This is a genomic window from Micrococcus sp. KRD012, from assembly GCF_017168555.1.
GTDB classification, from domain to species: Bacteria; Actinomycetota; Actinomycetes; order Actinomycetales; family Micrococcaceae; genus Micrococcus; species Micrococcus luteus.
This window is the reverse complement of the sequence record NZ_JABFBB010000003.1, coordinates 193,061-214,901: the sequence shown is the minus strand read 5'-3', so window position 1 is coordinate 214,901 and position 21,841 is coordinate 193,061. Positions and strand designations below refer to the sequence as shown.

The 21,841-nt window shown below is 74.4% G+C and carries 21 protein-coding genes; 19 read left to right on the top strand and 2 right to left on the bottom strand.

Annotated elements, in window-relative coordinates:
- Positions 1–2 precede the first annotated feature (2 nt).
- The 5 genes from leuD to J1M37_RS01405 all read left to right on the top strand — a co-directional run bounded on the left by leuD (position 3) and on the right by J1M37_RS01405 (position 5,034).
- The gene (gene leuD / locus J1M37_RS01425; RefSeq protein ID WP_010078962.1) at positions 3–608 is read left to right on the top strand and encodes a 3-isopropylmalate dehydratase small subunit; all 606 of its coding nucleotides are present in this window, start codon (positions 3–5) and stop codon (positions 606–608) included.
- 172 nt (positions 609–780) lie between these two features.
- Complete coding sequence (gene murA / locus J1M37_RS01420) at positions 781–2,109, top strand: UDP-N-acetylglucosamine 1-carboxyvinyltransferase (RefSeq protein ID WP_002856412.1); 1,329 nt, start codon at positions 781–783, stop codon at positions 2,107–2,109.
- A gap of 80 nt (positions 2,110–2,189) precedes the next feature.
- Entirely contained in the window at positions 2,190–2,864 is a 675-nt protein-coding gene (locus J1M37_RS01415) for a lysophospholipid acyltransferase family protein (protein ID WP_069941794.1), read from the top strand.
- Positions 2,861–3,898, top strand: coding sequence for an NAD(P)H-dependent glycerol-3-phosphate dehydrogenase (locus J1M37_RS01410; protein WP_206451991.1), 1,038 nt, complete (start codon positions 2,861–2,863; stop codon positions 3,896–3,898). Before J1M37_RS01415 ends, J1M37_RS01410 begins: the two co-directional genes overlap by 4 nt.
- Positions 3,895–5,034, top strand: a complete 1,140-nt coding sequence (locus J1M37_RS01405; RefSeq protein WP_206451990.1) for a D-alanine--D-alanine ligase family protein — start codon at positions 3,895–3,897, stop codon at positions 5,032–5,034. The genes J1M37_RS01410 and J1M37_RS01405 overlap by 4 nt, the downstream gene beginning before the upstream one ends.
- 56 nt (positions 5,035–5,090) lie before the next feature.
- Here J1M37_RS01405 and J1M37_RS01400 read toward each other — a convergent pair whose 3' ends face one another.
- The gene (locus J1M37_RS01400) at positions 5,091–5,570 is read right to left on the bottom strand and encodes a DUF3515 family protein (protein ID WP_069941790.1); all 480 of its coding nucleotides are present in this window, start codon (positions 5,568–5,570) and stop codon (positions 5,091–5,093) included.
- An 89-nt stretch (positions 5,571–5,659) separates the two neighbouring features.
- Here J1M37_RS01400 and J1M37_RS11370 point away from each other — a divergent pair, with 89 nt between their 5' ends.
- Genes J1M37_RS11370 through rsmD form a run of 4 tightly spaced genes read left to right on the top strand, consistent with a single transcriptional unit; the run spans position 5,660 to position 10,567 of the window.
- Entirely contained in the window at positions 5,660–6,784 is a 1,125-nt protein-coding gene (locus J1M37_RS11370) for an LCP family glycopolymer transferase (protein WP_206451989.1), read from the top strand.
- Positions 6,781–7,818, top strand: a complete 1,038-nt coding sequence (locus J1M37_RS01390; protein ID WP_135019630.1) for a DAK2 domain-containing protein — start codon at positions 6,781–6,783, stop codon at positions 7,816–7,818. The genes J1M37_RS11370 and J1M37_RS01390 overlap by 4 nt, the downstream gene beginning before the upstream one ends.
- Positions 7,808–10,000, top strand: coding sequence for an ATP-dependent DNA helicase RecG (locus tag J1M37_RS01385; RefSeq protein ID WP_206451988.1), 2,193 nt, complete (start codon positions 7,808–7,810; stop codon positions 9,998–10,000). Before J1M37_RS01390 ends, J1M37_RS01385 begins: the two co-directional genes overlap by 11 nt.
- A gap of 3 nt (positions 10,001–10,003) precedes the next feature.
- On the top strand, positions 10,004–10,567 hold the full coding sequence (rsmD, locus tag J1M37_RS01380) for a 16S rRNA (guanine(966)-N(2))-methyltransferase RsmD (RefSeq protein WP_098093094.1): 564 nt from the start codon (positions 10,004–10,006) through the stop codon (positions 10,565–10,567).
- A gap of 205 nt (positions 10,568–10,772) precedes the next feature.
- On the opposite strand, the gene J1M37_RS01375 is transcribed toward rsmD, so the two are convergent.
- A complete protein-coding gene (locus J1M37_RS01375) occupies positions 10,773–12,026 on the bottom strand; it encodes an aminotransferase class I/II-fold pyridoxal phosphate-dependent enzyme (RefSeq protein WP_206451987.1) in 1,254 nt (417 codons plus the stop codon).
- Positions 12,027–12,158: 132 nt separating this feature from the next.
- Here J1M37_RS01375 and coaD point away from each other — a divergent pair, with 132 nt between their 5' ends.
- The 10 genes from coaD to wecC all read left to right on the top strand — a co-directional run bounded on the left by coaD (position 12,159) and on the right by wecC (position 21,642).
- Entirely contained in the window at positions 12,159–12,632 is a 474-nt protein-coding gene (gene coaD, locus J1M37_RS01370; RefSeq protein ID WP_036338106.1) for a pantetheine-phosphate adenylyltransferase, read from the top strand.
- A gap of 42 nt (positions 12,633–12,674) precedes the next feature.
- The gene (locus J1M37_RS01365) at positions 12,675–13,544 is read left to right on the top strand and encodes a UTP--glucose-1-phosphate uridylyltransferase (protein WP_159833701.1); all 870 of its coding nucleotides are present in this window, start codon (positions 12,675–12,677) and stop codon (positions 13,542–13,544) included.
- Positions 13,545–13,718: 174 nt separating this feature from the next.
- Entirely contained in the window at positions 13,719–14,291 is a 573-nt protein-coding gene (locus tag J1M37_RS01360; protein ID WP_073115630.1) for a YceD family protein, read from the top strand.
- Positions 14,292–14,293: 2 nt separating this feature from the next.
- The gene (rpmF, locus tag J1M37_RS01355; protein WP_002856390.1) at positions 14,294–14,497 is read left to right on the top strand and encodes a 50S ribosomal protein L32; all 204 of its coding nucleotides are present in this window, start codon (positions 14,294–14,296) and stop codon (positions 14,495–14,497) included.
- A gap of 73 nt (positions 14,498–14,570) precedes the next feature.
- Positions 14,571–15,233: a ribonuclease III gene (gene rnc, locus J1M37_RS01350; RefSeq protein WP_012750822.1), complete on the top strand. Its 663-nt coding sequence runs from the start codon at positions 14,571–14,573 to the stop codon at positions 15,231–15,233.
- Positions 15,234–15,237: 4 nt separating this feature from the next.
- Positions 15,238–16,155, top strand: a complete 918-nt coding sequence (gene mutM, locus J1M37_RS01345) for a bifunctional DNA-formamidopyrimidine glycosylase/DNA-(apurinic or apyrimidinic site) lyase (RefSeq protein WP_206451986.1) — start codon at positions 15,238–15,240, stop codon at positions 16,153–16,155.
- A gap of 50 nt (positions 16,156–16,205) precedes the next feature.
- Positions 16,206–17,351 carry an LCP family glycopolymer transferase gene (locus tag J1M37_RS01340; protein ID WP_206451985.1) on the top strand — a complete coding sequence of 382 codons (1,146 nt, stop codon included), beginning with the start codon at positions 16,206–16,208 and terminating at the stop codon, positions 17,349–17,351.
- Positions 17,341–18,528: a glycosyltransferase gene (locus tag J1M37_RS01335; protein WP_206451984.1), complete on the top strand. Its 1,188-nt coding sequence runs from the start codon at positions 17,341–17,343 to the stop codon at positions 18,526–18,528. Before J1M37_RS01340 ends, J1M37_RS01335 begins: the two co-directional genes overlap by 11 nt.
- Positions 18,525–20,306, top strand: a complete 1,782-nt coding sequence (locus J1M37_RS01330; protein ID WP_206451983.1) for a glycosyltransferase — start codon at positions 18,525–18,527, stop codon at positions 20,304–20,306. The genes J1M37_RS01335 and J1M37_RS01330 overlap by 4 nt, the downstream gene beginning before the upstream one ends.
- A gap of 91 nt (positions 20,307–20,397) precedes the next feature.
- A complete protein-coding gene (gene wecC, locus J1M37_RS01325) occupies positions 20,398–21,642 on the top strand; it encodes a UDP-N-acetyl-D-mannosamine dehydrogenase (protein WP_206451982.1) in 1,245 nt (414 codons plus the stop codon).
- The last annotated feature ends 199 nt before the right edge of the window (positions 21,643–21,841 follow it).

The following is a 21,841-nucleotide window of genomic DNA, read 5'->3' as shown; positions in this document are numbered from 1 at the left end:
CCATGGAGAAGTTCACCACCCACACCGGCGTCGGCGTGCCGCTGCGCGCCTCGAACGTGGACACAGACCAGATCATCCCGGCCGTGTACCTCAAGCGGATCTCCCGCACGGGCTTCGAGGACGCCCTGTTCGCCGGCTGGCGCCAGGACCCCGACTTCATCCTGAACACCGAGCCGTTCAGCGGGGGCACCGTGCTCGTGGCGGGCTCCGACTTCGGCACCGGCTCCTCGCGCGAACATGCCGTGTGGGCGCTCAAGGACTACGGCTTCCGCGCCGTGATCTCCCCGCGCTTCGCGGACATCTTCCGCGGCAACTCCGCCAAGCAGGGGCTCGTCGCGGCTCAGGTGGAGCAGGAGGACGTCGAGCGCATCTGGAAGGAGCTGGAGAACCGTCCCGGGACCACGGTCACCGTGGACCTCGTCACACGCACCGTCGAGTGCGGGGATGTGACCGCCCCCTTCCAGATCGACGACGACACCCGTCGCCGGCTGCTCGAGGGCCTGGACGACATCGCCGTCACCCTGGGGCACCAGGCCGAGATCGATGCCTATGAGGCGGACCGCCCCGCGTACAAGCCCACCACCCTGCCGGCCCGCACGGCCGGCTGACCGGCCGCCGCCGGGAGCGCACCATTGCCGCGCGTGCCCGGCGACGCCCTATGCTGGGAGGCGATTCCGGGACCGCCCGCCGCACACGGCGGGCGGTCCCGTTCAGAGACCTCCCCGCTCCGGCGGAGTGGCCGAGACCGTGGCCCTGCGGCCGCACTGAGGAAGGACGCGCATGGCGAAGCTCTTGACCATCCATGGCGGCAAGCCGCTGACCGGTGAGGTGACCGTGCGCGGCGCCAAGAACCTGGTGCCCAAGGCCATGGTGGCCGCCCTGCTCGGCAACTCGCCGTCCGTGCTCCGGAACATCCCCGAGATCAAGGACGTGGACGTCGTCAGCTCCCTCCTCGAGATCCACGGCGTGTCCGTGGAGTGGGACAAGGAGACCGGGCGGATCACGATGGACCCGGCCGGGGTGAAGTCGGCCCTGACCGCCGAGATCGACGCCCACGCCGGCGACTCGCGCATCCCGATCCTCTTCTGCGGCCCGCTCATGCACGCGATCGGCGAGGCCTTCATCCCCGACCTCGGCGGCTGCAAGATCGGCGACCGCCCGATCGACTACCACCTGGCCGTGCTGCGCAACTTCGGCGCCGTCGTGGACAAGCGCCCGGGCGGCATCTCCATCTCCGCCCCCAAGGGCCTGCACGGCGCCAAGCTCGAGCTGCCGTACCCCTCCGTCGGAGCCACCGAGCAGGTGCTGCTGACCGCCGTGAAGGCCGAGGGCATCACCGAGCTCAAGGGCGCCGCCGTCGAGCCGGAGATCCACGACCTCATCGCCGTCCTGCAGAAGATGGGCGCGATCATCACCGTGCAGACGGACCGCACCATCCGCATCGAGGGCGTGAGCGAGATGCGCGGCTACAACCACATCGCGCTGCCCGACCGCAACGAGTCCGCCTCGTGGGCCTCCGCCGCCCTGGCCACCCGGGGGGACATCTACGTCCGCGGCGCCGAGCAGCGCGACCTGACGGCGTTCCTGAACACCTACCGCAAGATCGGCGGCGAGTTCGACGTCGTCGACGACGGCATCCGGTTCTGGCACGCCGGCGGCGATCTCAACCCGCTCGTGCTCGAGACGGACGTGCACCCCGGCTTCATGACCGACTGGCAGCAGCCCCTCGTGGTGGCGCTGACCCAGGCCAAGGGGGTCTCCATCGTGCACGAGACCGTGTACGAGAACCGCTTCGGCTTCACCGACGCCCTCGTGCGGATGGGCGCCTCCATCCAGCTGCACCGCGAGTGCCTCGGCTCCGTGCCGTGCCGCTTCGGTCAGCGCAACTTCCTGCACTCGGCCGTGATCTCCGGCCCGACGCCGCTGCACGGCGTCGAGTTCGACATCCCGGACCTGCGCGGCGGCTTCTCCCACCTGATCGCCGCCCTCACCGCCGAGGGCACCTCCACGGCGACGGGCCTGGAGATCATCAACCGCGGCTACGAGCACTTCATGGCGAAGCTCGAGGGCCTCGGCGCCGACGTCGAGCTGACCGAACGCGACCGGTGAGCGGCGTGGACGCGCAGAGCCCTGGCGCCGCGGGGGGTCGTCCGACGCGTGCCGCGCGGGCCCCCTACGTGATCCCGGGCGTGATCGTGCGACCGGCGATGCGGGCCCTCGTCCGCCAGGTGTGGGAGGGGACCGAGCACCTGCCCGAGACCGGGGCGATCCTCGCCGTCAACCACATCTCGGAGGTGGACCCGCTCTCCGTGGCCCACATGGTCTACAACCAGGGCCTGCTGCCGACCTTCCTCGCCAAGGCCGAGCTCTGGAAGGTGCCCGTGCTCAAGCAGGTCCTCGAGGCCACCCGCATGATCCCGGTCGAGCGCACCCGCGACGGCGGCCGCTCGCTCGCCGCCGCCCGCGAGGCCGTCGCCACTGGCCGGGCGATCATCGTCTACCCGGAGGGCACCGTCACCCGCGATCCCGACGGCTGGCCGATGGCCGGGCGCAACGGGGCCGTGCGCCTCGCCCTGCAGACCGGCGCCCCGCTCATCCCCGTCGGTCAGTGGGGCATCCAGGAGTTGCTGCCGTACGGCGGCCGCTCCCTCCGCGTCCTCCCGCGCAAGACCGCCCGGATCCGGGTCGGCGCGCCCGTCGACCTCGCGGACCTGCGGGACCGCCCCGTGACGGCGGCGACCCTGCTCGAGGGCACCGGCCGCATGATGGCCGCGATCACCGACCTGGTCGCCGAGCTGCGCGGAGAACCGGCCCCGGAGGGCCGCTGGGACCCCACGACCGGACGGCGGGTGACCGGGGCATGAGCGATCCGCACACCGTCGCCGTCCTCGGGGCCGGCAGCTGGGGGTCGGCCTTCGCCCGCGTCCTGGGCCTGAGCACCAGCCCCGAGCCCGCCCGCGCGTCCGAGATCGTGATGTGGTCCCGGCGGGCCGAGGTCGCCGAGGCCATCACCGAGCGACACGAGAACCCCGAGTACCTGCCCGGCATCACGCTGCCCACCTGCGTGCGCGCCGTCACCGACGCCGCCGAGGCGGTCCGGGGCGCCGGCGTCGTGGTGGTGGCCGTGCCCGCGCAGCACGTGCGCGAGACCCTGCACGCCGTGCGCGCCGACCTGGCCCCGGACGCCGTCGTGGTCTCCCTCGTCAAGGGCCTCGAACGCGGCACCGACGCGCGGATGTCGCAGGTCTGCGCGGAGGAGCTGGGCCTCAGCCCGGACCGGTTCGCGGTGGTCTCCGGACCCAACCTCGCCCTCGAGATCGCGCGCGGCGAGCCCACCGCCACGGTGGTCGCCTCGGCCTCGCGCGCGACGGCGGAGCGCATCGCCGCCCTCACGGCCGGCCGGACCTTCCGGCCCTACACGAACACCGACGTCGTGGGCGTGGAGATCGGCGGTGTGGTGAAGAACGTCATCGCGCTCGCCGTGGGCATCTGCGACGGGCAGGGGCTGGGGGACAACTCCAAGGCCTCCGTCATCACCCGGGGCCTGGCCGAGACCACCCGGCTGGCCGTCGCGCTCGGCGGCGACCCGGCCACCATGGCCGGGCTCGCCGGCCTGGGCGACCTCGTGGCCACGTGCGCCTCGCCCCTCTCCCGCAACCGCACGGCCGGCCGCCACATCGGCACCGGCCTCAGCGCGGAGGAGGCGGTGGCCGCCATGAGCCAGACGGCCGAGGGCATCAAGTCCGTCTCCGCCATCGTGCACGCCGCCCGCGCCCACGGTGTGGAGATGCCCATCAGCGAGCTGATGGACCGGGTGGTCGCCGGGGACGTGGCCGTGGACCGCCTCGCCGAGCTGCTGCTCGCCCGTGACCTGAAGTCGGAAGGACGCACCGCATGACCGCCACCCCCGCCCCGGAGGCCACCGCCGGCGCGCGTCCCCGCGTGCTCCTGCTCTTCGGCGGCCGCTCGAGCGAGCACCCCATCAGCTGCGTGACCGCGGCGGGCGTGCTGCACGCGGCCGACCGTCAGCGCTGGGACGTCGTGCCGGTGGGCGTGGCCCGCTCCGGCCTGTGGTCGCACGACGAGCTGGACGTGGCCTCGTTCCGCCTGGACAGCGACGCCCTGCCGGAGGTGCCGGAGCCCGCGGCCCCGGTGAGCCTGCGCGCCCTGCCGGACGGCACCGTCGAGCTGACCGCGGCCGACGGCTCCTCGCTGGGCCCGGTGGACGTCGTGTTCCCGCTGCTGCATGGCCCCTGGGGTGAGGACGGCACCCTCCAGGGCATGTTCGAGTCGCTGGGTCTGCCCTACGTGGGCTGCGGTGTGCTCGCCTCCGCGGTCGGCATGGACAAGCACTTCATGAAGGTCGCCTTCCAGGCCGCCGGTCTCGAGGTCGGCCCGTGGGAGACCATCACCGCCCGCGACTGGGCGCGCGATCCGGAGGCGGCTCTCGCCCGCGCCGGGGCGCTCGCCTACCCGCTGTTCGTCAAGCCCGCCCGCGCCGGCTCGTCCTTCGGCATCACCCGCGTCACCGAGCCCGCGGGCCTGCGCGCCGCCGTCGAGGAGGCCCGTCGCTTCGACCCCAAGGTCGTGGTGGAGGCGGGCATCGTCGGCCGCGAGATCGAGTGCGCCGTCCTCGACGGGCACGGCGCCGCCGCCCCGCGCGCCTCGCTGCCGGGGGAGATCGTCGTGGCCCACGACGAGGGTGAGACGCAGTTCTACGACTTCGAGTCGAAGTACCAGGACACCGGCACCACCCAGCTGTCCTGCCCGGCCGAGCTGCCGGAGGAGGAGATCGAGCGGCTGCGCGCCCTGGCGATCCGCGCCTTCGAGGCCGTGGACGGATCCGGCCTGGGCCGCTGCGACTTCTTCTTCACCCCGGACGGGCGCTGGGTGGTCAACGAGATCAACACCATGCCGGGCTTCACGCCCATCAGCATGTACCCGGCCATGTGGGAGCGGACGGGCCTGTCCTACGACGATCTGATCTCGGAGCTGCTGGACCTCGCCCTCGAGCGGGGCGTCGGCCTGCACTGACGCGGCCCGCGGCCGGCCCGGGCCACGGCGGTCGTGCCGGCCGGCCCGCGCCGGTCTCAGCCGACAGGTGTGGCGTCCTGCACGCCGACGCAGCCGCCGCTGGGCTCGATCTGCGCGACCGCCGAGGACAGGCCCACCATCACGGTGTCCGAGCTGGCCTGGTCCTTGCCGAACAGCACCTCCACGGCCGGGTCACGGCCGTAGGTGGTGATCCGCCAGTTCTCGTCCTCGTCCCGGATGACCCAGTCGATCCCGTCCACGGAGATGCAGCGGTCCGTGGTGGGGCCGGGGACCTCGGCGCCGCAGCGCAGGACGACGGCGGCCGGGTCGCCCCACACGGCCGTCGCCTGGCTGTCGGTGGGGCGCAGGTCGAGGTCGCCCAGGGCGTCGGGCATGGCCACCATGGCCGGGGCACACGCCGGGTCAGCGGCGTGGGGCGCGGCCTCCACCGTGGCCACCCGTCCGGTGCAGGCCGTGGCGCCGAGGGCGATCGCGGTCAGGAGGGGCACGAGACGACGCAGACGGCGGGATTCCATCCGCCCAGGATACGTGCGGCGCCGGGACCCGCGGGGGCCCGTGCCCTAGCATGGGCGGGACCGTTCCCGTCCCCGCCTCAGGAGCCCACGTGAGCAGCACCGCGGACCCCCGCCCCCGCCCCCCGCAGGAGGACGTCGCCGTCGGGCGGCGCCGTCGTCGTCGCCGCCCGTGGCTGATCGCCCTGGCGGTGGTGCTCGTGGCGCTGCTGGCCGTGGGCATCGCGGCGGCGGTGTACGTCGGCGGGATCGCCCGGATCATCGACCAGGACACCCAGCGCTTCGACGGCGGCGCGTTCCCCGCCGAGTCGGGCCGCCCGGGCGCCGCGGGGGCGTCCGCCCAGCAGCCCACCGCGCCGCCGCCCGGCATGGACGCGGACCAGGCCGCCGAAGGCGCCCAGGGCCCCGTCGCCCCGGACGCGGACGAGAAGGCGGACGAGCAGGCCCTCGACGTGCTGCTCGTCGGCGAGGACGCGGGCGCGGAGGGCCGTGACTCCGCCGGCCGGTCGGACACCCTCATGTGGGTCCACGTGCCCGGGGACCGCAGCGAGATCCAGGTCATGTCCATCATGCGCGACATGTGGGTGCCGATCCCGGGACACGGGGACCACAAGGTCAACGCCGCCTACCAGTACGGCGGCATCCCGCTGACGGTGGCCACCGCGGAGAACATGTTCCAGGCACGCGTGGACCACGTGATCGCCGTGGACCTCGCCGGCTTCAAGGGCCTCGTGGACGCCCTGGGCGGCGTCAGCGTGGACAACCCCAGCGCCTTCGTCTCGACCGGCGGCATCGACTTCCCCGCGGGCACCGTGCAGATGGACGGGGACAAGGCCCTGGCCTACGCGCGGGAGCGGTACAACCTGCCGCGCAGCGACTTCGACCGTGTGGAGAACCAGCAGCGCCTGGTCAAGGCCATCGTGGCCGCGTTCCTCTCCCGCGACACCCTCTCTGACCCGAGCCGCGTGCAGGCCGCCGTCGAGGAGTTCGCCCCCTTCCTGACCCTCGACGACGAGCTCGACTCGAGCACCCTCGCGAACCTGGCGTGGTCCCTGCGCGATGCGCGCGACGCCCCTGTCGTGACCAGCACGGTGCCGTCCGTGGGCGTGGGCTACACGGACACCGGCGAGGACGTCGTGTGGCCGGACTGGGCGGCGATCGCCCGCCTGGGCGAGGGCATCCGCACCGGCACCCTGGGGGAGGCCGTCGCGCAGTGAGCACGCCGTCCCGGCCGTCACTGGTACGGCACTGGCTCGCGCTCGCGGAGGAGCTCGTGGGCCGGGCCGCGCCGCGACTCGACGCCCTGAACCTCTTCCCGGTCCCGGACGCGGACACGGGCACGAACATGCTCGCCACGCTGACGGCGGCCCGCACCGCGGCCGACGCCTGCCCCGCACAGGACGACGTCGGCGCCGTGCTCGCGCACGCGGGCGCGGCCGCGCTGGACTCGGCCCGGGGCAACTCGGGCATGCTGCTCGCGGTCAGTCTGGCGGGGATGGCCGAGCCCCTGCGCGGCCGGGAGCGCGTCGACGCGTTCGCCCTGGCGGCGGCGTTCGGAGCCGCCGACCGGGCCGCCCGGCAGGCCCTGTCGGATCCGCGCGAGGGGACGATCCTCACGGTGCTCTCCGCGGCCGCCCGCAGCCTCGCGCGCTCGTCCACCCAGGCCCCGGACACGCCCGCGGTGGCCGGCGACGCGGACCCGGCCGTGCGGCTCGGTCCGGCCGTGACCCTCATGCTGGCCGACTGCGTGCAGGCCGTGGAGGAGACCGAGTCGTTGCTCGCCCCGCTGACCCGGGCGCACGTCGTGGACGCCGGCGCCGTCGGGCTGCTCTGGGTGTTCGAGGCGCTGCGCGCCGTCGTGACGGGCACGCCCGTGGACGAGGAGCTGGCCACCGCGCTCCCCGGCTACGTCGAGGGCGCCCACGCCGCGGAGGGCGAGCCCGCCGCCGCGGCGGAGGCGCCGACCGAGGGGGCCGTCGAGGTGATGGGCACCCTGGCCCTGACCCCGCTCGCCGCGGCCGAGCTGCGCCGACGGCTGACCGACGTGGGGGACGCCGTGATCCTCGCCCCCGTCGGGACCGCCCGTGACGCGCAGGGCCGGGTGCCGTGGCGGGTCCACGTGCACGTGCCCCGCGCCGAGGACGCGATCGGCCCCCTGCGGGCCGCCGGCGACGTCGAGGGCCTGGCCGTCACCGACCTGGCCGGGCCGTCGCACGGCGACGCCGCACCGGACGGGTGCCATGGCCGCTGAGGCCCCCGTCACCGAGCTGCCCCTGTCCGAGGTGCTGGGCGGGAAGCTGCCCGCCCGCCTCGAGAAGGAGCTCGGGCTGACCACGGTCGGGGACCTGCTGGACCACGTGCCGCGCCGCTGGATCGAGCGCGGCGAGCTCACCCCCATCGCCGCGCTGCCGCACGACGCCGAGGTGACCGTCGTCGCCGTCGTGGAGTCGGTGACCACGCGGCGCATGCACAGCCGGCCCGGGTTCATCGTGGACGTCACCGTCGCGGACCCGTCCGTGGCCGGCGTGCCGGGGGCGAGCCTGTCCATGGCCTTCTTCAACGGCCACGACGCCCGCCGCCGCCTCGCCCCCGGGATGACCGCCATGTTCCAGGGCCGCACGACCGAGTACCGCGGCCGGATCACGCTGAACAACCCGGACTTCGCCCTCCTGGACGACGACGTCGCCCCGGGGGAGGTGGACGTGCGACCGGTCCCGCTCTACCGGGCCACGGGGAAGCTGCCGTCGTGGACGGTCCGCTCCGCCGTCGCCCGGGTGCTCGAGACCGTCGACCTGGGACGGATCCCCGAGCTGCTCACCGAGCGGATCCGCGCGGAGGCCGCCGCGGCGCTCGACCTGGACGCGCCGCTGCCGGGCACCGCGCAGGCGTACCGGGACCTGCACGCCCCGCACGACGTCGCCGCCACCGGCCCGGCCCGGACCGCGCTCGCCCTGCGTGAGGCACTGCTCGTCCAGGCCGCGCTCGCCTGGCGCCGGGACCGGGAGCGGGCGGTGCCCGCCGTGCCCCGCCCGCCGCGGCCTGGGGGCCTGCTCGAGGCCCTCGACGCCCGCCTGCCGTTCGCGCTCACGCCCGGCCAGGTGGCGGTGGGGGAGCAGCTGTCCGCCGAGCTGGCCCGGGACGCCCCGATGAGCCGGCTGCTGCAGGGGGACGTGGGCGCGGGCAAGACGCTCGTGGCCCTGCGGGCGATGCTGCAGGTCGTGGACGCCGGCGGCCAGGCCGCCCTGGTGGCGCCCACCGAGGTGCTCGCCGCGCAGCACCACCGTGCCCTGCTGCGCCTGATGGGCCCGCTCGCCGAGGCCGGCACCCTCGGGGCCGGCGACGGCCCGGCCACGAGGGTCGCGCTGGTCACCGGCTCGCTCAAGACCGCCGCGCGCCGCGAGGCGCTGCTGGCCCTGGCCTCCGGTGAGGCCGGGATCGCCGTGGGGACGCACGCGCTGCTCTCCGAGAAGGTGGGCTTCGCCGAGCTGGCCCTGGCCGTCGTCGACGAGCAGCACCGCTTCGGCGTGGACCAGCGCGAGGCCCTGCGGCGGGCCAACCCCGGCACGCACCTGCTCGTCATGTCCGCCACGCCCATCCCGCGCTCCGTGGCGATGACGGTGTTCGGCGACCTGGACCTCTCGGTGCTCGAGGGGCTGCCCTCGGGGCGTCAGCCGGTCACCACGCACGTGGCGCGGATGGCCCACGGCCCGCGCGTGATCGGGCGCGTGTGGGAGCTGATCGCCGAGCACGTGGCGGCCGGCCACCAGGCGTTCGTGGTGTGCCCGCGCATCGACCCCGACGACGCCGACCCGGGTCACGCCAACGTGGAGGAGATGACACCCCGGCTGCGGGGTCTCCCCGCGCTGGCGGGGCTGCGGATCGACGCCGTGCACGGGCGCATGGACCAGGTCGAGCAGGACGCGGCGATGCAGGCCTTCGCGCGCGGGGAGACGGACGTGCTCGTGGCGACCACCGTCGTGGAGGTGGGCGTGGACGTGCCCAACGCGACGGTCATGGCGATCCTCGACGCCGACGACTTCGGCCTGTCCACCCTGCACCAGCTGCGCGGCCGCGTGGGCCGCGGGCCCGGGGCGGCGGTCTGCCTGCTGGCCACGCGCCTGCCGGACGGGCACCCGTCGCTGCGCCGGCTCGAGGTCCTGGCCCAGGAGCAGGACGGCATGCGCATCGCGCAGGAGGACCTCGCCCAGCGCGGTGTCGGCGACGTGCTCGGCGCCGCCCAGTCCGGGCTGGCCTCGGGGCTGCACCACGTGGACGTCATCGCCGACGCCCCGCTGATCGCCGTGGCCGCCGACGCCGTCGCGCAGGTCATGGCGGCCGGCCCGGGGCTCTCCGCCCACCCGGCGCTCGCCGCCGAGGTGGCCCGCTGGGAGGCCGAGCACCTCACCGCCGCCGACTACCTCGAGAAGGGCTGAGCCATGTCCCGCATCATCGCCGGCGCGGCCGCCGGGCGGCCCCTGACCGCCGTCCCCGGCACCGGCACGCGCCCCACCACGGATCGCACCAAGGAGGCCCTGTTCTCCTGGCTCGAGGCCCGCGACTGGCTGGACGGGACGGCCGTGCTCGACCTCTACGCCGGCTCCGGCGCCCTGGGGTGCGAGGCCGCCAGCCGCGGAGCGGCATCGGTGCTGCTGGTCGAGCGGGACCGGAAGGCCGTGACCGCGTGCCGCGCGAATGCCGCGCTGGTCAACCGGGCGCGCGGGGCCGACGTCGTGCGCGTGCGCGCCGGGAGCGTGGAGCAGGCGCTCGCGGCGGACACCGCGCCCGTGGACCTGATCCTGGCCGACCCGCCGTACCCGGTCGCTGGCCCGCCGCTCGAGGCGGTGGTGGAGGCGGCGGCCGGGCGGCTCGCCCCGGGCGGGCTGCTCGTGCTCGAGCGGGCGGCCCGGGACGCGGCGCCGCGCCGGCCGCGCGGCCTCGAGGAGGTCGAGGTGCGCGTCTACGGCGAGACCGCCCTGTACCTCTGGCAGGACGAGCGCTGACCCCGCCCACCCGCTTTCGTTCGGGAAACGGCGGCGTGTCGGCCTGCTTTCGTTCGGGAAACGGCGGCGTCTCGGCCCGTTCTCACCGGGGAGACGGGAGGGCGGAACGGACTGGGCTCAGCACGGAACCGCGAGCACGGCGGCCGCCGTTTCCCGAACGAAAGTGCTCCGGGGGCCGCCGTTTCGTCAACGAAAGCGTCGGGGGTCAGGCCGCGCGCAGCCGCGGGGCCGCCTCGGCCAGGCGGCGCATCGCCTCGTCGATCGCATCCGGGGACTTGCAGAACGCCAGCCGCAGCCACGACCGCAGGTGGCCTCCGTCCGGGCGGCAGAGCGCGCCCACGGGGATGCCCGTGACGCCGGCCTCACGCGTCCACCGCACCGCGGCCTCGGCCGCGTCCGTCACACCCCACGGGGCGAGGTCCACGACGACGAAGTAGCCCGCCGCCGGGACGACCGGGTCCAGGCCCGCCTCCCGCAGGCCCGCCACGAGCCGATCCCGGGCGTCGCGGTACCGCTCGCGCTGGCCGGCGAGGTGCCGTTCGGCGTCGTCGGTGGGCAGGTAGGCACCCAGCGCGCGCTGGAAGGCGGGGCCGGAGGAGTAGGTGAGGAACTGCTTGACGGCGCGCGCGGCCCCGACGAGCTCGGCCGGGCCGGTCAGCCAGCCGACCTTCCACCCGGTGACCGCGAACGCCTTGCCCGCGCTGGAGACCGTCAGGGCGATGTCCTCGGCGCCCGCGACCGAGCGCAGGCTGACGTGCTCGCCCTCGTAGACGAGGTGGTCGTAGACCTCGTCCGAGAGGATCAGCACGCCCCGGGACCGGCACAGGGCCACGAGCTCCTCGAGCAGCTCCCGCGGATAGACCGCACCCGTGGGGTTGTGCGGCGTGTTCACGATGAGCAGGCGCGTGCGGTCGGTCATCGCCGCGGCCACCCGCGCCGGGTCCGGAAGGAAGTCCGGCGCCTCCACCGGCACGCTCACGTGCCGGGCGCCGGCCAGGGCGATCGTGGCGGCGTGCGAGTCGTAGAACGGCTCGACCGTGACGACCTCGTCGCCCGGGCGCACGAACGCCAGGACCGCCGCGGCGATGCCCTCGGTGGCACCCGTGGTGATCATGACCTGCGTGGCGGGGTCCTCCGTCACGCCCCAGTGGCGCCGGCGGTGCTCTGCGACGGCCCGCCGCAGCGCGGGGTCGCCCGTGCCGGGGGCGTACTGGTTGGGGCCCGCCAGCACGGCGTCGGCCGCCAGCCGCAGCAGCGCGTCGGGGCCGTCGGCGTCGGGGAAGCCCTGGCCGAGGTTCACGGCCCCGTGCTCGACGGCGAGGCCCGTCATCGTCTCGAACACGGTGGGCACGGGGCCGGCGTCACCGAGCAGGCCCGCGGCCGCCGCCGTGCGACGCCACGGCGCGTCCACGTCGACGTCGTGCCGTGCTGCTCCGGGGGTGGGCTGGGTTCCGTCCATGGCCGCACTGTACCCATCGCCGCGGACCGCACACGGCGGCGCATGCCGCGTCCGTCACCACCGCGACGCGCCGGAGCCGGACCGGACGGGCGTCCGTCGCCGCTCGGCGCGGCCCCCGCTAGGCTGGCACCCATGCGTCGTGCCGTCTGCCCTGGTTCGTTCGATCCCCTCCACAAGGGGCACGTCGAGGTGATCGCGCGAGCCGCGAACCTCTTCGAGGAGGTGGTGGTCGCCGTGTCCTCCAACCCGGCCAAGACGTACCGCTTCAGCGTGGACGAGCGCATCGCCATGATCGAGGCGACGGTGTCCTCCCTCGCCGGTGTCGCGGTCCGGCCCATGGGCCCGGGCCTGTTGGCCGAGTTCTGCCGGCAGATCGGCGCGGACGCGATCGTCAAGGGGCTGCGCGGCGGCGCCGACCTCGAGTTCGAGGCCCCGATGGCCGCGATGAACCGCCATCTCACCGGGGTCGAGACGGTCTACCTCCCGGCCGACGCCCGGTACACCCACGTGTCCTCCTCGCTCATCAAGGAGGTCCACGGACTCGGCGGCGACGTCGCCGAGTTCGTCCCGGCCGCGGTCCTGCGCGGCCTCGACGGCGGGGCCTGACCCCGCCCGGCCCCCTCCCGCCCCCGCACCCGCAAGGCCGTCATCCCGGCCGCCGGCCTGGGCACCCGCTTCCTGCCGGCCACCAAGGCCATGCCGAAGGAGATGCTGCCGGTGGTGGACCGGCCGGCCATCGAGTACGTGGTGACGGAGGCCCGGCGTGCGGGCCTCGCCGACGTGCTGATGATCACGGGCCGGAACAAGCGGGCCCTCGAGGACCACTTCGACCGCCATCCCGCGCTGGAGGCCGCGCTGGAGCGCAAGGGCGACGCCACGCGGCTCGCGCAGATCCACGAGTCGGACCTGGTGGGGGACATCCACTACGTCCGCCAGGGCGAGGCTCTCGGGCTCGGCCACGCGGTGAACTGCGCTCGCCGCCACGTCGGCGAGGAGCCGTTCGCGGTCCTGCTGGGCGATGACATCATCGGCGACGGCGAGGCGCTGCTCGAGCGCATGATCGACGTGCAGCAGCGCCTCGGCGGCTCCGTGATCGCCCTCATGGAGGTCCCGGAGGAGGCCGTCTCGGCCTACGGCGTGGCCGCGGTGCAGGCCGTGCCGGGGGAGGGCGACGACGTCGTCCGCGTCACCGACCTCGTGGAGAAGCCGGCCCGCGAGGACGCCCCCTCCACCCTCGCGATCATCGGCCGCTACGTGCTGGCCCCGCAGGTGTTCGACGTGCTGGACGAGACCCCGCCCGGCCGCGGCGGGGAGATCCAGCTCACCGATGCGCTGCAGAGGCTGGCCACGGAGGACGGCGAGGGCCGCGGCGTGCACGCCGTCGTCTTCGACGGCCGCCGCTACGACACGGGGGACAAGCTCGGCTACCTGCAGGCGGTCATCGAGTTCGGGACGCGGCACGAGGACCTCGGGGCCGACCTGCGCGCCTGGCTCCAGGAGTTCACCGCCGGGCTCTGAGCCGGGCCGGCGACGCGCGGGCCGCCGCCGGCTTTGGCCGAGGCGGACCCACCCGGTAGGATGGGCTGTCGGTCCGTCGTGGCTGGACCCGTGTCCAGGCCGCATCGCACCCCCGCAGAGGGCGTGCGGACGGGCCGTGTACCCCCGCCGTCCCACCCGCCGAGAGGAGCGACCATGGACAGCATCCAGCACCACGGCGCCGACTCGCCGTGGGTGATCCCCGTGCGCGATCTGACGCGCGGGGCCGGAGTCCAGCGCGAGCTGACGGCCGAGTGGCCCGCCCTTGCGGGCGTCTCCACGCCGCTGCTGGGGATCCCCGAGGGGGACCCCGTCGAACTGGACCTGCGTCTGGAGTCGGTGCACGAGGGCGTCCTCGTCACCGGCACCGCGGACGCGACCCTGAAGGGCGAGTGCGGCCGTTGCCTGCGCCCGCTGCACGAGGGGATCACCGTGGACCTGCAGGAGCTGTACCTCACCGGCACGTCCGAGGACGACGCCGGCGAGCAGCCGCTCGTGGTGCGCGAGACCGTGGACCTGGAACCCGTGTTCCGGGACGCCGTGGTCATCGCCCTTCCGTTCCAGCCGCTGTGCCGGCCGGACTGTGAGGGCCTGTGCGCCGACTGCGGCATCCGCCTCGAGGACGCGCCCGAGGGGCACGCCCACGAGCGCGTGGACCCGCGCTGGGCCGCCCTGGCCCACCTCGCGGGCACCTCAGAGACCTCCATCACCGAGACAGAAGAGAGATAGTCGTGGCAGTCCCGAAGCGGAAGATGTCCCGTGCCAACACCCGTGCCCGCCGGTCGCAGTGGAAGGCCACCGCGCCCGCCCTGGTGAAGTCCGTCGAGAACGGTCGCGTCTCGTACCGCCTGCCCCACCAGGCCGAGCTGAAGACCGACGCCGCCGGCACCCCCCTGTTCTTCGAGTACAAGGGCCGCAAGGTCGCCGACGCCTGAGATGGCGTCCCCGTCGGCTCGCCGCGGGCCTGAGCCCGCGCCCGAGCCAGAAGAGCTGTTCGAGCGTCTCGGCGTGCACATCACCGCCGGGACGCTCGAACGCGCTCTGACGCACCGCTCGTTCGCCTACGAGCAGGGCGGGCTGCCCACCAACGAGCGCCTCGAGTTCCTCGGGGACTCGGTGCTGGGCTACGTGGTCACCGACCACATCTTCACGGTGTACCCGGACCTGGCCGAGGGCGATCTCGCCCGCCGCCGGGCCGCCGTCGTGTCCACGCGTGCCCTGGCGAAGGTGGCGCGCCGGATCGGCATCGGCCCGTTCGTGCGCCTGGGCACGGGGGAGCGCCGCACCGGCGGGGCGGACAAGGACTCGATCCTCGCCGACACCCTCGAGGCGCTCATCGGCGCCGTCTACGTGGACCACGGTGCCGTGGCCGCGGCCGCACTCGTGCACCGCCACGTGGTGCCGCTGCTGGACGAGCCGGACCTGCTGCGCGAGAGCACCGACTGGAAGACGGTCGTGGCCGAGGCCGCCAGCCGGCACGGTCTCGGCGCCGTCCGCTACGCGATCGAGGGTCAGGGCCCCGCGCACGACCCCCGCTACCGGGCCACCCTCGTCGTCGGCGAGCGCGAGTACGGCTCCGCCGTCGCCAGCTCCAAGAAGCAGGCCGAGCGGGACGCCGCGGCCGCCTCCTGGCCCGCCCTCGAGGCGGATCTGCCGGCCGCGGGGCGCTGAGCCCGTGCCGGAGCTGCCCGAGGCCGAGGTCGTCCGGCGCGGCCTGGCCCGGTGGGCCACGGACGCCGTCGCCGCGGAGCTCGAGGTCCTCGACCCCCGCTCGCTGCGTCGCAGCCCCGGCGGTGCGGACGCCCTCCGGGAGCGGCTGCGCGGCGCCCAGCTGGCCGAGCCGGCTCGCCGCGGCAAGTTCCTCTGGCTGCCCCTGGCCGAGGGCGACGACGCCGTCGTCGTGCACCTGGGGATGAGCGGGCAGATCCTCGTGGACGAACCGGGGGCCGCCGACCAGCGACACCTGCGCCTGCGCCTGCCCGTCACCGCGGCGGACGGCTCCGTCCGCGAGCTGCGGTTCGTGGACCAGCGGATCTTCGGCGGCTGGTGGCTCGACGCGCTGCGGCCCGACGACGCCGCCGGCGGCGAGCGGATCCCCACCACGGCCGCCCACATCGCCCTGGACCCGCTGCACCCCCTGTTCGACCCCGCGGCCGTGCACGCGCGCCTGGCACGGCGCCGCTCCACCCTCAAGCGCGCGCTGCTGGACCAGTCGCTGGTCTCCGGGATCGGCAACATCTACGCGGACGAGGCCCTCTGGGGCGCCCGCCTGCACCCCGAGCGCCCGACCGAGCGCATGCGCCGGGCGGACACGCTGCGCCTCATGGCGGCCGTCCAGGACGTGATGCGCCGGGCCCTGGAGGTGGGGGGCACGAGCTTCGACGCGCTCTACGTCAACGTGGACGGGCGATCGGGCTACTTCGCCCGCTCCCTGGCGGCCTACGGGCGCACCGGGCAGCCGTGTCGCCGCTGCGCCGCCGAGGGGATCGACTCCCGCATCGTCCGCGAGCCGTTCATGAACCGGGCGAGCCACCTGTGCCCGCGCTGCCAGCCCAGGCCGCGCCGTCGCCGGGCCGTGGCGGCCGACGCCTGACGAGGCGTCCGTAGACTGGCCTGACCCCCGACCTCGAGCAGGAGACCCGAGTGAGCCATCCCCCGGCCGCGTCCTGGACGCCCGAGCCCCTGCCGCGTCCCGCGTCCCCCCGCGACGACGCCCCGCCGGTCTCGCGGCGCCGCCGGCGCTGGCCGTGGGTCGTCGGCGTGCTCGCCGTCCTGCTCGCGGCGCTGCTCGGTCTGGGCGCCTGGTACGCGGGCTCGCTCGGGCGCACCTTCGACGACCACCGACAGACGGTGGACGTGGGGGCGCTCGAGCAGGCGGCCGGGGACGGCCCGCTGAACGTGCTCGTCCTGGGCTCCGACTCCCGTGAGGGCGAGGGCGAGCAGGACATGGGCCAGCGCTCGGACACCATGATGCTCGTGCACATCCCCGCGGACCGACGCCAGGTCTACGTCATGTCCGTGCTGCGGGATTCGTGGGTCACCGTGCCCGGCCACGGCGAGGCGAAGATCAACTCGGCCTTCGACACGGGCGGCTACGCGCTCGCCGTGGACACGGTGGAGCTGCTGCTGGGAGTGCCGATCCACCACGTCCTGGAGGTCGACTTCCAGGGCTTCCGGGGCGTGACGAACGCGCTGGGCGGCGTCGAGGTCTGCAACCCGCAGGCCTTCTCCTCCGGTCAGGCCAACCCCTCGTACTACCCGCGCGGACACATCCTGCTGCAGGACACTTCCGCCCTGCGCTACGTGCGCGAACGGCACGCCTTCGACGACGGCGACGTCACCCGCGTGAAGAACCAGCAGCGCTACCTGGCCGGGGCGATGGACCGCTTCCTCAGCCCGCAGATCCTGGGCAACCCGGCCCGCACCACCGAGGTCGTCGCCACGTTCTCCGACCACCTCGGTGTGGACGAGGGGCTCACGTCCGGCGTGATCGCCTCGCTCGCGTGGCAGCTGCGCGACGTCCGCGGCGACGACGTCGAGATGTTCACGGTGCCGCGCAAGGGCTTCGCGGAGGGGCCGAACGGCGACGCCATCGTCGAGCTCGACGAGGACAAGCTGGCGGACCTGCGCTCCGCCCTCGCCGACGACGACGTCCAGCGCTATGTCGACGAGCACGAGCCCACGAAGGAGAAGAAGGCCCAGGCCGCCGGCGGGCCCGCCCCCGTGCTGACCCTGCTGACCGGCACCACGCCCGCACCCGCCCTCGGGGAGGACCCCTGTGACGACTGAGCCGCGCCGCCCCCGCCTCCTGCTGGTCTCCCACTCCTACCGGCCCGAGCGCACCCCGCCCGCACGTCGCTGGGGTGCGGTCGTGGCGGCGCTGCGGTCGGCGGGCTGGGACGTCGACGTCGTCGCGCCCGGGGGCGTGCGCCCCTTCGCCGGGCCCGACGGCGAACGCGTCCTGCCCACGCCTCGCCTGCCCCTGGGGGAGGCCGGCCGCAACGGCCGCTTCGCCGAGGCGGTGGTGCACGCCCTGCTCGCCATCCCCCGCGGGATGGCCACACGACGCCCGGACGTGGTGGTGGCCACCGTGCCCGCCCTGCCCGTGGTGGTGCCCGGCGTCGTGCTCTCCCGCCTCTGGCGCCGTCCCCTCGTGCTGGAGATGCGCGACGCCTGGCCGGATCTCGCCCACGAGGCCGGGGTCCACCAGGGCCTGCTGGGCGCCGCGATGGAGCGTGTCGTGACCGGCGGCCAGCGCGCGGCCCGACTCGTGGTGACCGTCACGGACGGCTTCGCGGAGACGCTGCGCGGGCGGGGGGTCGAGCGTGCCGAGACCTTGTGCAACGGCGTCGAACTCGCAGGCCTGGCGTGGGCACCTGCTCGGAGGCGCGAGCCCGGGGACCTGCACGTCCTCTACCTCGGCAACATGGGTGAGAGCCAGGGGCTCGAACGGCTCGTGGAGGCGGCGGCCGAACTCCGCCAGAGCCGGCCAGGGGTGCGGGTCCGACTCGTCGGCGCCGGCACTCGGCGCGGCGAGCTCGAGGCGCGTAACGCGGAGCTCGGCTCCCCGGCCGAGATCCTTCCTGCCTGCTACGGCGAGGATGCGGCGGCCCAGTACGCCTGGGCGGACACACTCGTCGTGGCGCTGCGGCCCGACTGGCCCAGCTTCCGCCACACGGTGCCGTCGAAGACCTACGAGGTGCTCGCCGTCGGCCGGCACGTCACCGGGATGGTCACCGGCGAGGCGGCCCGCACCCTCGAGGACGCCGGGGGAGCCGACGTCATCGGCCCACGGGTAGCTGACCTCGTCGCGCATCTGACCGCGCTCGCCGACGATCCGGCTCGCACTGACGTGGGGGAGGGCGGCCGCCCGTGGGTCCGACGGCACGCGGACCTGCCGAGCGTCGCCCGTCGTTACGTCCGGCTGCTGGGGCAGCTCGTCCCCGACTACAGGAGACACGCATGACCTCCATCCTCCTCGATTCCGTCCGCGCACTCGGCCACGCGCCACTCGTCCTGCGGACGGTGGTCGACCACCTGCGGGACGACCCGGCGGTCCTGGGCCTGCAGATCAGCCGTCGCCTGCCGCTCGCGGCACGCGTGGGCCTGGGGCGCCTGGCAGAGTCCCTGCCCGCACGCCCCGGCGTGGTCTTAGGCGCCGTGGGTCTCGCGGCCGCCGGCCGGCACGTGGACCTCCTCGAGCACGTCGAGGCGGTCCTGCCGTCCGCCGGCGCGCCAGATCGGGTGCGACTGGCGGACGTGCTCACGGCCGCGCAGGAGCCTGACCGGGCCCAAGCCGTCCTCGACGCCGTGCCCGTCGACACGCCGGGCTTGGCCGCCGCAAGGGCCCGCGTGGCCTGGCACCGCGGTGACGTCGAGGCGGCCATCTCCCTGCTCGGCGGCACCGGCCGGGACGGTGTCGTGCGAGCCCGGTTCGCCTCCGAGGTGCGTGCTCTGCGCGGGGGCGCCCTGCCGTTGCCGCGGGCAGACCGGGACCGGGCCGTTGGATATCGGCCCCGCCCGGGCTCGGCACTGTTCGTCCTGACCAACTCCCTGCCCCACACCGGTTCCGGATACGCGCAACGCAGCCACAGCCTCGCGTGCGCGCTGCGGGACGAGGGCTGGCACGTAGAGGCCGTCACCCGGCTCGGTTGGCCGGTCCAGACCGGCGTGCTCACCGCCGCCCGACGCGACATGGTGGACGGCATCGTGTACCACCGCCTCCTGCCCTCGAGCCTGGCCCGGGGATTCGACGGACGGCTGGCTCAGCACGCGCGGATGCTCCTCGATCTGGTCCTCGAGCGCCGCCCGGCGGTCCTGCACACCACCACCCACTGGGTCAACGCCGTGGTGACCCGCGCGGTCGCGGAGGCCGTGGGCGTCCCGTGGGTGTACGAGGTGCGCGGGCAGCTGGCGGACACCTGGGCCTCGACGCGCGGACCCGAGGCGCTGCGCTCCGACCGCTACGCCCTGTTCACGGCCCGCGAGGACGACGCCGTGCGTTCTGCCGACGGCGTCGTGACGCTCGGTGAGCAGATGGCCCGCCGCATCGCCGCGGCCGGCATGGACCGGGACGCCATCGTGCTCAGCCCTAACGGGGTGGGGGGCGCCTTCCTGGAGGAGCCCGCCCCACGCGAGGATGCTCGCCGCCGTCTCGGGCTGTCCATGGACGACGAGATCGTCGGCACCGTCTCCTCCGTGGTGCCGTACGAGGGACTCGACGACCTTGTGCGTGCCGTCGCCGCGCTCGTCGACGAGAGGCCGCGCCTGCGGCTGGCCGTGGTGGGGGACGGCGTTGCCCTGCCGGCCCTGCGCCGGCTTGCGGCCGACCTGGGGATCGAGGATCGGCTGCTCGCGCCGGGACGGGTGGACCGTTCCCTGGCTCCCGTGTGGCACCAGGCCCTCGACGTCTTCTGCGTGCCTCGCAAGGACACGGGCGTGACCCGGGCGGTGACGCCCATGAAGCCGCTGGAGGCCATGGCCACGTCCCGGCCCGTCCTCGTCTCGGACCTGCCCGCGCTGAGCGAGATCGTCGAGGACGGCGTGACCGGACGGGTGCTGCCGGCCGAGGAACCGGAGGCGTGGGCCGCCGCCCTGGCGGCGCTACTCGACGACCCCGCCGCGGCCCGCGGCCTCGGAGCCAGGGCGCGGGAGTGGGTGCTCGGGCATCGGACCTGGGCGGCGAACGCCCGGCGCTATGACGCCCTCTATCGGCGCCTGGGCGTGACGGCGCCGTCTGCCTGAACTGATCCCTATACTCGACAGAGCATCACGGGGAGTCCGGCCCGCGCCGGATTCTACCCTTGCCACCGCTTAGACGAACGAGGACCTCTAGATGACGACGCAGATCAAGGACGTGGCCGTGATCGGCCTGGGCTACATCGGGCTGCCGACAGCTGCCATCCTGGCCGAGAACGGCGTGCGTGTGCACGGCGTGGACGTCAGCCAGCGCACCGTGGACGCGGTCAACGCAGGCACCGTGCCCTTCGTGGAGCCGGACCTGGCGGACTTCGTGGAGCGCAACGTCAAGGCCGGTCGACTGTCCGCGTCCCTCAACACGCCGCAGGCCGACGCGTACATCGTCGCGGTCCCGACGCCCTTCAAGGACGGCCATTCGCCGGACCTCGGCTACATCGAGGCTGCGGCCCGCGGTCTCGCCCCGCAGCTGCGCGGCGGCGAGCTCGTGATCCTCGAGTCCACCTCGCCCCCTGGCGCCACCGAGTACATGGCCGCCGTCATCCGCGAGGCACGGCCGGACCTGGACGGCGCCACCCTGGACTTCGCCCACTGCCCGGAGCGGGTGCTGCCCGGCCGGGTCATGATCGAGCTCGTCACGAACGACCGCATCGTGGGCGGGTCCACGCCGGAGGCCGCGCAGCGCGCCAAGCAGCTGTATGAGACGTTCTGTCAGGGGGAGATCCTCGTGACGGACTGCGTCACCGCGGAGATGGCCAAGCTGGTCGAGAACTCGTTCCGTGACGTGAACATCGCTTTCGCGAACGAGCTGTCCTTGATCTGCTCCGACCTGGGGATCGACGTGTGGGAGCTCATCGAGCTTGCCAACCACCACCCCCGTGTCAACATCCTCCAGCCGGGCCCCGGCGTGGGCGGCCACTGCATCGCCGTAGACCCGTGGTTCATCGTCGACGCTGCACCGCAGACGGCCCGCATCATCCGTGCGGCCCGCGAGATCAACGATGGCAAGCCGAAGTGGGTCGTGGACCAGGCCAAGGCCGCCGCGTTCGACGTGCAGCAGGCCACCGGTCGTGCCCCCGTGGTGGCCGTCCTCGGTCTGGCATTCAAGCCGAACATCGACGATCTGCGTGAATCGCCTGCCCTGAACATCGCGACCGAGGTGGCGCAGCAGTTCACCGGTTCGCGCATCCTCGTCGTGGAGCCGCACGTGGAGGAACTGCCCGCTGCGCTGGCCGGCCGTGACAACGTGGAGCTGGTCCCGGCTGAAGACGGCATTCGGGAGGCGGACATCGTCCTGCTGCTCGTCGACCACGACGCGTTCGCCGACCTCGGCCCCCGCGTCCAGGGCAAGCGTGTGATCGACACGCGCGGGCAGTGGCGCTGAGGCCCGACCGACCCTGACCCGCCGCCCCGCGGCACCCTCCGGACCGGCTTCACGGCCCGGCACGATCGAAGGAGCCCGTGTGCGCCAGCCTGACGAGACCGCCCTGTGGACGAGCCGTGCGACAACCCTGCTCGTCCGTCACGACGACGGCACCACGACGGTGCGGGGGATCTCCGGCGAGGGCGGCGGAGGGGGTGGT